Source organism: Arthrobacter globiformis (assembly GCF_030815865.1).
Classification (GTDB): Bacteria; Actinomycetota; Actinomycetes; order Actinomycetales; family Micrococcaceae; genus Arthrobacter; species Arthrobacter globiformis_B.
Map to the genome: position 1 here is coordinate 4,632,227 of NZ_JAUSXI010000001.1, position 12,140 is coordinate 4,644,366.

10 protein-coding genes and 1 tRNA gene are annotated in these 12,140 nt (G+C 66.0%); 6 read left to right on the top strand and 5 right to left on the bottom strand.

Annotated features, from left to right (window positions below; translation table 11 throughout):
* Nucleotide 1 precedes the first annotated feature (1 nt).
* On the bottom strand, nt 2-157 hold the full coding sequence (locus QFZ33_RS21620) for a DUF4177 domain-containing protein (RefSeq protein ID WP_236805066.1): 156 nt from the start codon (nt 155-157) through the stop codon (nt 2-4).
* Nucleotides 158-194: 37 nt separating this feature from the next.
* Between QFZ33_RS21620 and QFZ33_RS21625 the strand changes: the two genes are divergently transcribed.
* The 5 genes from QFZ33_RS21625 (at nt 195) to QFZ33_RS21645 (ending at nt 7,497) form a co-directional block, all read left to right on the top strand.
* On the top strand, nt 195-2,531 hold the full coding sequence (locus tag QFZ33_RS21625) for a transglycosylase domain-containing protein (RefSeq protein WP_307030847.1): 2,337 nt from the start codon (nt 195-197) through the stop codon (nt 2,529-2,531).
* A 2-nt stretch (nt 2,532-2,533) separates the two neighbouring features.
* Nucleotides 2,534-3,481 (top strand): metallophosphoesterase, encoded by a 948-nt coding sequence (locus tag QFZ33_RS21630; protein WP_307030849.1) that lies wholly within the window; start codon nt 2,534-2,536, stop codon nt 3,479-3,481.
* Between the two features lie 157 nt (nt 3,482-3,638).
* Nucleotides 3,639-5,456 carry an ABC transporter ATP-binding protein gene (locus tag QFZ33_RS21635; protein ID WP_307030850.1) on the top strand — a complete coding sequence of 606 codons (1,818 nt, stop codon included), beginning with the start codon at nt 3,639-3,641 and terminating at the stop codon, nt 5,454-5,456.
* Nucleotides 5,453-7,336, top strand: coding sequence for an ABC transporter ATP-binding protein (locus tag QFZ33_RS21640; RefSeq protein WP_307030852.1), 1,884 nt, complete (start codon nt 5,453-5,455; stop codon nt 7,334-7,336). Before QFZ33_RS21635 ends, QFZ33_RS21640 begins: the two co-directional genes overlap by 4 nt.
* An 84-nt stretch (nt 7,337-7,420) precedes the next feature.
* Nucleotides 7,421-7,497 (top strand) — tRNA-Pro (locus QFZ33_RS21645).
* Nucleotides 7,498-7,599: 102 nt separating this feature from the next.
* Here QFZ33_RS21645 and QFZ33_RS21650 read toward each other — a convergent pair.
* Together QFZ33_RS21650 and QFZ33_RS21655 are read right to left on the bottom strand one after the other, a co-directional pair.
* Nucleotides 7,600-7,968 carry a hypothetical protein gene (locus tag QFZ33_RS21650; RefSeq protein WP_307030854.1) on the bottom strand — a complete coding sequence of 123 codons (369 nt, stop codon included), beginning with the start codon at nt 7,966-7,968 and terminating at the stop codon, nt 7,600-7,602.
* 103 nt (nt 7,969-8,071) lie between these two features.
* Nucleotides 8,072-8,305 (bottom strand): hypothetical protein, encoded by a 234-nt coding sequence (locus tag QFZ33_RS21655; RefSeq protein ID WP_214852913.1) that lies wholly within the window; start codon nt 8,303-8,305, stop codon nt 8,072-8,074.
* 132 nt (nt 8,306-8,437) lie between these two features.
* Here QFZ33_RS21655 and QFZ33_RS21660 point away from each other — a divergent pair, with 132 nt between their 5' ends.
* Nucleotides 8,438-9,700, top strand: coding sequence for a helix-turn-helix domain-containing protein (locus tag QFZ33_RS21660; protein WP_307030856.1), 1,263 nt, complete (start codon nt 8,438-8,440; stop codon nt 9,698-9,700).
* A gap of 78 nt (nt 9,701-9,778) precedes the next feature.
* On the opposite strand, the gene QFZ33_RS21665 is transcribed toward QFZ33_RS21660, so the two are convergent.
* Together QFZ33_RS21665 and purD are read right to left on the bottom strand one after the other, a co-directional pair.
* Nucleotides 9,779-10,717, bottom strand: a complete 939-nt coding sequence (locus QFZ33_RS21665) for a phosphoribosylaminoimidazolesuccinocarboxamide synthase (protein ID WP_307030858.1) — start codon at nt 10,715-10,717, stop codon at nt 9,779-9,781.
* Between the two features lie 2 nt (nt 10,718-10,719).
* The gene (purD, locus tag QFZ33_RS21670) at nt 10,720-12,051 is read right to left on the bottom strand and encodes a phosphoribosylamine--glycine ligase (RefSeq protein WP_307031944.1); all 1,332 of its coding nucleotides are present in this window, start codon (nt 12,049-12,051) and stop codon (nt 10,720-10,722) included.
* Nucleotides 12,052-12,140 lie beyond the last annotated feature (89 nt).

Here is a 12,140-nt window from a genome sequence, read left to right on the forward strand (position 1 = left end):
GCTAGTGCTTCTCCCTCTTGAGGTAGGCGACAAGGCCGTTGCCGTCGGGTCCGGGGACTACCTGGACAAGCTCCCAGCCGTCGTCTCCCCACTGGTCCAGAATCTGCTTCGTGGCGTGGATGATGAGCGGAATCGTGGCGTACTCCCATTTGGTCATGAAATAAAGCCTAATCGTTGCCGGTAAACTGGAGAACATGGCGACTCGTAAGAACCCCATATTCGACACGGCCACCACCCTCGGAAAGATTTTTGGCTTCCTTGGCGTGAGCGCTATTTGTGGTGTCCTCGTGGCCGGCCTGCTGGTTCCCGCAGCCGCCGTCTCGGGCAGCACAGCCAGCGGCTCGATCGAATTCTTTGACACCCTGCCCGCTGAACTCCAGGTGGACCCGCCCAGCCAGTCCACCAAGGTCCTGGCCGCCGACGGGAGCGTGATCGCCAACCTGTATGCGGAAAACCGCACCCGCGTTCCGCTAGAACAGATCTCCCCGTACATGAAGGACGCGGTGATCGCCATTGAGGACAGCCGGTTCTACGAGCACGGCGGTGTGGACACCACCGGCATCCTCCGCGCCTTGGTCAGCACGGCCCGGGGCAACAAACAGGGTGCCTCCACCATCACTCAGCAGTACGTCAACAACGTCCTCAACGCCAACCTTGAAGCCGAAGGCAACTCCGACGAGATCAAGCTCAACGGCGTTAACAAGGGCGTCGGCGACAAGCTCCGCGAAATGAAGCTCGCGATCGCCCTGGAGAAGAAATTCACCAAGGAGCAGATCCTTGAGGGCTACCTGAACATCGTCTTTTTCAATCGCGACGCGTACGGTATTGAGGCCGCCTCCAAGTTCTTCTTCAGCACCACCGCGAAGAACCTCACGCTCCCACAGGCCGCGCTGCTTGCCGGCCTCGTAAACAGCCCTTCGGCCTTTGACCCGATCAGCAATCCGGATAACGCCAAGAAGCGCAGGGACCTGGTGCTGAGTGCAATGCTCACGCACGGCAAGATCACCAAGGCCCAGTACACCGCCGCCGTCGCCACCCCTGTCACGCCGAAGGTGACCCCGGCACGGCAGGGCTGCGCCTACTCGCCCACCGCCCCGTACTTCTGCGATTACGTCCTGCACCTCCTGCTGAACAACCCTGCCTACGGCGCGGACGCCACCGAACGCGAGAAGAAGGTGTTCCGCGGCGGCCTGACCATCAAGACCACCCTGGACCCGAAGGCGCAGAAGGCCGCACAGGACCAGGTGAACACCGCTGCCGGCTCGAACCCGGACAAGTGGGGCGCCGCGCTGGTTTCCGTTGAACCGGGCACGGGCAAGATCACGAACATGGCCCAGAACACCTCGTGGTTTGCCGGCAAGGGCAAGTTCGATTCCCAGATCAACTTCAGCGTGGACCAGTACGACGACCAGGGCAACGACCTGAACGGCCTGGGCGGTGCGCAGCCCGGCTCCACGATGAAACCGTTCACGTTTGCCGAGTGGCTGAACGAAGGCAAGCCGATGAACACCATCGTCAACGCCGCCCAGCGCCGGTACCAGCAGGATTTCCCGTGGCAGAACACCTGCCCCACCCCCACGGTGGGCTGGTATGACAGCACGAACGGCACCGATGACCTGCAGAACGCCGAGGAGGGCTATTACCGGCCCATGACCGTGCTGGATGGCCTGAAGAACTCCATCAACACGGCCACGTTCGCCTCGGCGTCGCAGGTTGACCTGTGCGGCATCCAGAAGGTTGTGGACGCCGTCGGGCTGCACGGCGGCCTCCCGACAAGGGACAAGGAAACCAACGCGGTGGTCGATGCGAACCCGAGCATCACCATGACCACCCTTGGCAACCTGCTGGGCTCCACGCAGACCGCGCCGCTGACCATGGCCACCGCCTTTGCCACGTTCGCAAATGACGGCAAGTACTGCGCGCCGATCGCCATCACGTCGGTGACTGACCAGACCGGCGCGCAGCTGCCGGCGCAGTCTCCCGCCTGCCGGGACGCCCTCAAGCCCGAGGTGGCGCGCGGCGTGAACTATGCCCTGCAGCAGGTCCTCAATGAAGGCTCCGGCTCGCTGATCGAGCCGCGAATCTCCACCCGGACCAACTTCCCCATTGCGGCCAAGACTGGAACGTCGAACAACAACGGCTCCACCTGGGTTGTCGGCCACACCATGGGCCTCGCGACGGCTGCCTGGTTCGGTGACGCGCTCGGCTCCCAGGGCCGGGCCGGCCAGAACGTGACGGTCAACGGCAGGTTCTACACGGGCATCGACGGCTACATGATCGCCGGCCCGATGTTCTCCAACTTCATGTCGCAAATCGCGCCGGGCTACGGCACGGACCCCTTCCCGGAACCGCCGTCGAACCTGCTTTACGGCACGCCGCAGTACCAGCCACCCGCCCCCGAGAACCCGTTCCCGGGCGGGACCACCGGCGGAAACACCGACACCGGCAACAGCGGCGGAAACACCGGGGGCAACAGTGACAACAGCAGTAATGACAAAGGAAACGGCAACAGCAACAAGGGCAACGGCTGACCGTGACTGACCTTTCACAGGTGGCTAGCCGCGTCCGGAGCATCGGGCGCGGCTTTGCCGTCACCGCTGGCGCCGGGACCGCTGCCGCCCTCGCCGCTACGGCCTACGGATTGTGGGAAAAAAACCAGTTTGTCCTCCGCGAGGAGACCGTCCCGGTCCTTCCTGCGGGAAGGCCCCCGTTCCGGATCCTGCATCTGAGCGACATCCATTTCGTGCCCGGCCAGAAGGCCAAGGCAGAGTGGTTGCAGTCGCTGGCGGCGCTCAGGCCCGACCTTGTGGTGAACACGGGTGACAACCTCAGCCACCCCAAGGCCGTGGACCCGCTGCTCAACGCGCTGGCACCGCTCATGGAGTTCCCGGGCGTGTTTGTTCCGGGCTCCAATGACTACTATGCGCCCAAGCTGAAGAACCCCGCCGCATACCTCATGGGCCCCTCGAAGGCCGCGCCGGACCGGGAGGAACTTGACTGGCCCCGCCTGCGGGCCGGCTTCGGCATGGGCGGCTGGATCGACCTGACCAACCGGCACCAGTCCATCGTCCTTAGCGGCATGCGGTTCGACTTCTCGGGCGTGGATGATCCGCACCTCAACCGCGAACGCTACGCCGGGTGGCCGCGCGGCACCCGAGGCCAGAACGCCAAGGACCACCTGCGGGTCGCCGTCATCCATGCCCCCTACCAGCGGGTCCTGGACCACTTCACCGAGGACGGCGCGGACCTGCTCCTGGCCGGCCACACGCACGGGGGCCAGTTGTGCATCCCGGGGTACGGCGCCGTCGTCGCGAACTGCGACATACCCACCTGGCGGGCCAAGGGCCTCAACGACTGGAGCAGCAACGGGCGTACGACGCCGGTCAACGTCTCGGGCGGGATCGGCACCTCGCGCTTTGCGCCGGTCCGTATCGCCTGCAAGCCCGAGGCCGTCCTGCTGACGCTCACCCCTCGCGCCTGATTGCCTGCGCCATCATTCGTCCGGGAGAGCCGCTGCTCCTCCGGTGACCGACGGCCTGTTAAGGGTGCAGCCCATGGCATAGGGTAGTTGCTACGGGAGACTACACACAGTTGATTTCACGCAGCTGATTTCACGCAGTTGAGTTCAAGAAGCGGGCATGGCCAAGCAGAGTTCATTTTTTCGATCCGTCAGCCGTCTCTATCCGCACGTGAAGCCGGTCCTGCCGCGCCTGTTTATGGGCCTGCTGTCGGCGCTCCTGGCCAGCGTGGTTGCCCTTGCCATCCCGCAGGTGCTGCGCGTGCTCATCAATGATTCCCTCCGGCCCGGGGCCACCGCAGACGCCGTGTGGGGCTCAGCCGGCCTCATCCTGGCCTTGGGCGTCGCCGAAGCGGTGCTGGTTGCCCTGCGCCGCACGTTCGTGATCAACCCGGCCACCACCGTGGAGACCCGGATGAGGGTCTCGCTCTACGGCCACCTGCAGGACCTCCCCGTCTCCTTCCATGATCGCTGGGGCTCTGGCCAACTGCTCTCCCGCGCCATGACGGACCTCAACTTCATCCGACGCTGGATGGCATTCGGGGCCATCATGCTGGTGGTGACCACCCTGACGGTGGTGATCGGCGTCGTCGTCATGTTCACCATGAGCTGGCAGCTGGCCCTGATCTTCGTGGCCGCCGCGGGACCCGTGATGGTCTACGGGTTCCGGTTCCGGACCCGCTTCAGCAAGGTCACCCGCCGCAGCCAGGACCAGGCCGGTGACCTCGCCACCACGGTTGAAGAATCCGTCCACGGCATCCGCGTGCTGAAGGCCTTCGGCCGCAGCCGCGAAGCACTGGAAACCTTCAACGGCCAGGCCGAGGAACTGCGCCAGACGGAGATTGCCAAGGCCCGGCACCAGGCCGTATTCAGCATGGTCGTGACGCTCCTGCCCGAGCTGGCGCTGGGCGCGGGTCTGGTAACTGGAATCATGCTCGCAGCCAGTGGCCAGCTCAGCATCGGCTCCCTCGTGGCCTTCTTCGCCACCGCCGCCGTCATCGCCGCGCCCGTCGAGTTCTCGGGCATGCTGCTGGCCATGGCCTTGACGGCGAAAACTGCCCTGGACCGGCACTTCGAGGTCATGGATTCCCAAAACACGATCACCGGCGCGGCCGAGCCCCGCCGCCTGGCCGACGTTAGAGGCGCGCTGAGCTTCAACAACGTGGCGTTCGCGTTCGACGACGCCCCGGACAAACCGGTCCTGAAGGACATCCGGCTGGATATCCGTCCGGGCGAGACCATGGCGCTGGTGGGCATCACCGGCAGCGGCAAAAGTGCCCTGCTGCAGCTGGTGCCCCGGCTCTATGACGTCACGGCGGGTTCCATTGAACTCGACGGCGTGGACCTGCGGGACTTCAGCGTCGAGGAACTCCGCACCCTGGTGGCTGTTGCCTTCGAGGACACCACCCTGTTCTCCAGCTCGGTGCGCGACAATGTGCTGCTCGGCGTCCGGTCCGAAGACACCGGCACCCGCGAAAAGATCCTGGCCGAGGCACTGGACACCGCCCAGGCACACTTCGCCTACTCGCTGCCTGAGGGGCTGGACACCCTCATCGGCGAGGAAGGCCTCAGCCTGTCCGGCGGCCAGCGCCAGCGCCTCGCCCTGGCGCGGGCCATCGCAGCCGCGCCCGCCGTGCTGGTCCTGGACGATCCCCTCTCCGCCCTGGACGTGAACACCGAGGAGCTCGTGGAAAACCGCCTGCGGGAGGTGCTGGCAGGCACCACGACGCTCATCGTCGCCCACCGCCCGTCCACCGTGGCGCTGGCCGACAGGGTGGCGCTGCTGGAGGACGGCCGCATCTCCGCCGTCGGAACCCACACCGAACTGCTGGCCGGCAACAGCCATTACCGTCACGTGATCGCGAGCCTGGAGACGGAGCCCCGTGACCTGGACTCCGAGCTGTCGGCCCTCGACGACGCCGAGGAGGTCAGCCGGTGAGCAACACAGCCTTCGGTACCGCCAATGAGGACAACGCCAACCTGAGCAAGAGCGACAGCAAGGCAGTACGGCGCCGGTCGCTCGCCTTGCTGGGATCGCTGATCCGGCCGGTGCAGTTGCGTTTCTGGCTCACGATCGCCATGGTGGTCCTGGCACAGACGGCCCGGGTGGCCGGCCCGGCGCTGATCGCCTTCGGCATCGACCATGCGTTGCCCGCCCTCCGCGCGGGCAACAGCCTCCCGCTGGTGCTGGCCGGCGTCGCCTACCTGATCACGGCGCTGGCGGCAGCCGGACTCACCGCCCTGTACGTAACGTCGACGGCGAGGCTCAGCCAGGCCATGCTGCTGGACCTGCGGCTGTGGGTTTTCCGCCACACCCAGCGGCTCAGCCTCGAGTTCCACGAGAAGTACACCTCGGGGCGGATCATCGCGCGGCAGACCTCGGACCTGGAGGCCCTGCGTGAACTCCTGGACTCGGGGGTCAGCTCGCTCGCCTCCGGCCTGCTGTTCATGCTGTTCACCGCCGTCACCGTCTTTGCCCTCGACTGGCGCAGCGGACTGGTAGTGCTGGCCGCGGCCGTCCCCATGTTTTTCCTGGCCCGCTGGTACCAGAAGCACTCGCAGAAAGCGTTCCGCCAGTCCCGGGTGGTCTCGGCCCGGCTTATCGTGCACTTCATCGAGACCATGACCGGCATCCGCGCGGTCAAGGCCTTCCGTAAGGAACGCGAAAACGCCGGCCGCTACGGCGAACTCGCCGAGGACTACCGGCGGGCGACTGTCCGCTCCATCAACCTGAACGGCGTCTTCCAGCCCGGCCTGGTGCTGATCGGCAACGTCTGCGTGGCCGCCGTGCTGCTGTTCGGCGGCTTCCGGGTGCTGACCGGTGACCTGGCCGTGGGCGTGCTGCTGGCCCTCATGCTCTCCACTAAGCGCTTCTTCCAGCCCGTGGACCAGATGGCCATGTTCTACAACTCCTTCCAAAGCGCGCAGGCCGCGCTGGAGAAGGTCTCGGGCCTGCTCGAGGAGGTGCCCACGGTGCGCCCGCCGCGGAACGCGGTGGAACTCCACGACGCCCGCGGCGCCGTCGAATTCCGTGACGTTGAGTTCCGCTACAGCACCGGGCCGCTCATCATCCCCACGCTGAACCTCACCATTCCGGCGGGCCAGACCGTGGCGCTGGTGGGCCAGACCGGTGCGGGCAAGTCCACGCTTGCCAAGCTGATTGCCCGCTTCTATGACGTGTCCGCCGGTTCTGTGACGCTCGACGGCGTGGACGTCCGGCAGCTGGCCACCGCGGACCTGCGGCGGAACATTGTGATGGTGACGCAGGAGGCCTTCCTGTTCAGCGGCTCGGTGGCGGACAACATCGCCCTGGGCCGGCCGGAGGCACCGCGTGAGGAGATCGAGGCCGCCGCAAAGGCCGTGGGTGCGCACGAGTTCATCATGGAGCTCCCCGAGGGATACGACACCGACGTCAACAAGCGCGGCGGCCGGGTCTCCGCGGGCCAGCGCCAGCTGATCAGCTTTGCGCGCGCGTTCCTTGCCCGGCCGGCGGTCCTGATCCTGGACGAGGCCACGTCCTCGCTGGACATTCCCTCCGAACGGCTCGTGCAGAGCGGCCTGGCCAGGCTCCTGCGAGGAATGGACGGCACCGGCCGCGGCCGCGCAACTCAGGGAGCGCCGACCGCCGACGGAACGTCCCGCGGAACCGCGCGCACGGCGCTGATCATCGCGCACCGGCTATCGACCGTGGAGACGGCTGACAGGGTGCTCGTGGTCCATGACGGACAGGTGGTGGAGGACGGAACGCCGGACGAACTGATCGGTGGCAAGGGCCGCTTCGCCCGCCTGCACAGCGCCTGGAAGGACTCGCTGGTCTGAGCCACAGCGGCTCTTCCGGACCCCGATTTCACATGTTGGCCCAGTATCGGATATTCTTGTTCAGTTGCTTTCACCGCAGCGGATCGGGATGTAGCGCAGCTTGGTAGCGCGCTTCGTTCGGGACGAAGAGGTCGCAGGTTCAAATCCTGTCATCCCGACCAAAAGGAAAGAGGGTCTCCCCAGGGAGACCCTCTTTCTGTTTCTTCGGCCTCCCCAACTAGGTGGGCCCACACCTGCAGGGTTCCCTGGCCGAGCTTGCGAGGCTAGGGTGCGGGTGGGGAGTTGCCGCCGAGGCTCTGATGGTTAATGTTCTGGGTCGCCTGCCCGTCACCCAGCAGGGGGACCCTCGGCCGGCGGGATCCGTCGTCCGTCAGGTAGGCGCCCCGGCTGTCGTAGCTTTGGGCCTGGTTCAGGTAGCGGTGGCGGAGGCGCAGGCCGACGGCGAAAAGCACCAGCGACTCCAGCAGCGCCGCAATGCCGATCAGCCCCCAGACGAAAGTCCCGGCGTCGGCCGTTCCCTTGAACACCTCAACCACAGCGGCTCCGGCGGCGGCTGCCACAATCAGTGACGTGCCGGCGATGGTCCAGAGGAAAAAGGCCCGCTGTAGGCCGTCGGCTACTCTCCGTGTCATGGTCCCCACTCCTCCTCAGCTACGGCTGCTGTTTCTGGAAAGAAAAACGGCCCCGGAACATGATGTGCGCATGTTCCGGGACCGTTTTCCTCATGGAAGCTGTTTACATGGGATCAGGCCAGTTGCCAATGGTGGTCTCTGACACCATGGGATCAGGCCAGTTGCCGATAGTGGTCTTGTTCACGTCCTTGACGCGCATCGGATCCGGCCAGTTGCCAATGGCAACCGAGGTGCCCGCGTTGTCCGCCATCGAGCCTGCAGACAGAACGGCGGGAGCCGCAGCAGAAAATGCAAGGGCCCCTGCCAAAATGGCGGCGGCTGCTATCTTCTTTAACATGTGAGAGTTCCTCAATACGAGTCGGATTTGCTACCAAGTCAGCACAGTCCTTGTTGACATACATTGTAAAATGTTGTCCACAGAGGGTGTCAAGCATTCTGTACAAAGGCTGTCCGGAATAGGAGGAACTCAGTGGGCAACGGATTCGGGGAGAAGCTCCGCGCTGAGCGGCTGGAGCGCGGACTGACCCAGGCCGAACTGGGCAGGGATCTGTACTCCCCCAGCTACATTTCCCTGCTGGAGACAGGCCGGCGGGAACCCACAGCCGACGTCATCGAAGAGCTCGCCCGCAGGCTGGAGCTCGCGCCCAAGGCGCTCGAAGCGTGGAGCCAGCCCATCTCGGTCAGCGACGCCGAGTACGTGCTGGCCGGCCTCTATGCCCGGCAGGCATGGGACTTGCGCGACTACGGCCTCGCGGCCGAACACGCCGCGAACGCTGCCCGGATCGCCCTCGACGGCAAGAACACCAGCGCCTGGTGGAACATGACCTACATGCAGGCCGAATGCCTCATGAAGCAGGGCCAGCTCAAGGAATGCCAGAAGATCATGGAGCACCTCTCCGAGCACCCCATGGCCACGGAATCGGCCGGTCTGGGTGTCCGGGCGCGCCAGATGCTCGCCGCCCTGTGCCACGGGCAGGGCCAGCTGGGCACCGCCGTCGAACACGCCGAGAAGGCCGTGGAGCTGTGCGCGCAGCTACCCAAAGGCTCAACACTGATCATTGGGGCGCTCCGCGCGCTGATAGGGGCGCTGGCCGAGAGTGGCCGGCTCGACGAGGCGTGGAAGTACTGCCAGGACATGAATGAGCAGATGGACGAGCATTCGATGTCCCAGCTCGCGGGCGAGGTGGCATGGGTGATCGGCAATGTCGCGTTCATGCGGCACGACTACCCGGAGGGCATCAAGCACCACGAGCGGGCGGCTAAGCTGCTCTCCCCCGCCAACGACATCGAGCTGTGGGCCCGCTTTAACAAGGCGTCGGCCGCCGTCCGCCTCTCCTCCGGAATCGTTGAGCCGGAGACCCTGTCCGCCATTGAGCGCGCCGAACTCGCGCTGTCCATCGTCGGCGGGAACAAGACGGACCAACTGGAAGTCGCCTTCATCCGCGCCCGCTGGCTCTATCTCACGGGCGACATCGTGGCTGCAGTCCAGAAGCTCCGCGACATCCACGCCGAACGCATGGATCTGGCCAAGCACACGGCCGGCGAGGTTTCGCTGCTTCTCGGCAAATCGCTAAAGGCTGCGGGCGAAGGGGATGAGGCGCTGGTGCATCTGCAGGAGGCGCAGAAGGAATTCAGTGCCGCCGGCGCGCAGGACCGGGTCCAGCAGGCCCTCGATGCCGTGCTGGAGATCCGGCTCGCCCAGCGCCGTGCGGCAGCAGCCGAAGCCAGCTAGCAGCCACTACGCAAAACAGGAGGCACCCCTTGGGACCAGTCCCGGGGCGCCTCCTGTCTTTTTGGAAGCCTGGAGCGCCTAGCTGAACGTGCGGCCGGTCAGCTTCTCGTAGGCCTCGATGTAGCGGGCCCGGGTACGGTCCACGATGTCCGCGGGCAGGGCCGGCGGCGGCGTGTCGGAGGCCTTGTCCCAGCCGGATTCGGCGGACGTCAGCCAGTCCCGGACAAACTGCTTGTCGTAGGAGGGCTGCGCCTTGCCGGGCTCGTACGTGGCGGCGTCCCAGAACCGGGACGAGTCCGGCGTCAGGACCTCGTCGCCCAGGGTGATGGCCCCGTTCACGACGTCATAACCGAACTCCACCTTGGTGTCGGCCAGGATGATGCCGCGTTCACGGGCGATCCCCTCGGCCTTGGTGTAGATGCCCAGCGTCAGTTCGCTCAGGCGCGCGGCGATGTCGTCGCCCACGATGGACACGACGGCGTCGTAGGTAATGTTTTCGTCGTGCTCCCCCACCTCGGCCTTGGCCGACGGGGTGAAGATGGCCTGCTCTAGGCGGGAGCCGTCCACCAGGCCTTCCGGCAGCGGGATCTCGCAGACGGTGCCGGACTGCCGGTACTCCACGAGGCCGGAGCCGGTGAGGTAGCCGCGGGCGATGCATTCCACCGGGAACATTTCCAGCTTCTTGCAGATCATGGCCCGGCCCTCGACCGCTGCCGGCACGCCGTCCTCCACCGTGGAGGCCAGGACGTGGTGTTCCACATCCAGCTGGTCGAACCACCAGAGGCTCAGCTGGGTCAGGACCCGTCCCTTGTCCGGGATTTCGCTGCTGAGCACGTGGTCGTAGGCACTGATGCGGTCACTGGCCACCACCAGCACGCATTCCTGCCCGAACTGCTCGTTGATGGACTCGCTAGCCGGGACGTACAGGTCGCGGACCTTGCCGGAGTAGACATGCTTCCAGCCGGGCAGCTCCGCGTGGGCGGTGTCCAGGCCGCGGGTGTTTTCCTGTTCAGCCACTGTCAAGCCTTTTCTTCCGAAGCGGAGCCGGCCTGGGCAGCCGACGGGGCGGTGACGGCGGACGACACCTTGATTTCACCGCGTGCGGCCTTGCCTGCGATGTCCGTGCGGAACTGGGCGCCTTCCAGCTGAACCAGCTCCACGCCGTCGTACGCCCTTTCCCGGGCCTCCACGAGGTCGGATCCGAGCGCCACCACGGCCAGCACGCGGCCGCCGGCGGAGACCACCTTGCCCTCGCCGTCGAGCGTGGTTCCGGCGTGGATCACGTGGACACCCTCCAGCTCGTCAACCTTCTTGAGGCCGCGGATGCGGTCACCCGTCCGGGGGGTGTCGGGGTAATTTTCGGAGGCGACGACGACGGCGACTGCTGTGTCCTTGGACCAGCGCAGCTCTTCTGCCTGGTCCAGTTCGCCCTTGGCGGCTGAGAGGAGCAGGGAACCGAGGGGCGTCTTGAGCCGTGCGAGCACAGCCTGGGTTTCGGGGTCGCCGAAGCGGACGTTGAATTCGATGACCCGCGTGCCGCGCGTGGTCAGCGCCAGGCCGACGAACAGCACGCCGACGAACGGGGTGCCGCGGCGGGCCATCTCGTCCACGGTGGGCTGGGCGATGCGGTCAATGACCTCCTGGACAAGGCCTTCAGGAGCCCAGTCGAGCGGGGTGTAGGCACCCATGCCGCCGGTGTTGGGGCCTTCGTCGTTGTCGTAGATGCGCTTGAAGTCCTGCGCCGGGGACAGTGCCACCGTGTTGCGGCCGTCGCACAAGACGAACACGGAGACCTCCGGGCCGTCCAGGAACTCCTCGATGACCACGGTTCCGCCGGCGTCGAAGCAGCTCTGGGCGTGCGCCAGGGCGTCGTCCCGGTTGTTGGTGACCACCACGCCCTTGCCTGCGGCCAGGCCGTCGTCCTTGACGACGTAGGGTGCGCCGAAAGTGTCGAGCGCTGCGGCTGCCTCGTCGGCATTGGCAGCCACCAGCGCCATCGCCGTGGGAACGCCGGCTTCGGCCATGATCTGCTTCGCGAAAGCCTTGGAGGCCTCGAGTTGGGCGGCGTCTTTGCTGGGCCCGAACACCGGGATGCCGGCGTCGCGCACGGCATCGGACACACCGGCCGCAAGGGGGGCTTCGGGACCAACCACCACCAGGTCGACGTCGAGCCGGGTGGCGAGCGCCGCCACCGCGTCCGGATCGTTCCCGTTGATCGCGTGCGTGGGGACGAGCTTGCTGATGCCGGCGTTGCCCGGAGCCGCGTGGACTTCGGAAACGTTGGGGTCGGCAAGGAGGGAGCGGACAATGGCGTGTTCGCGGCCGCCGGGGCCAATGACGAGTACCTTCACAGTCTCCAAGGGTACTTTGTGCACCGTGCTGGCTCCTAAGCTGCAACCGGGACGCACTTGTGACCGGGTCTCCCAGTGTGGCCTGCCCT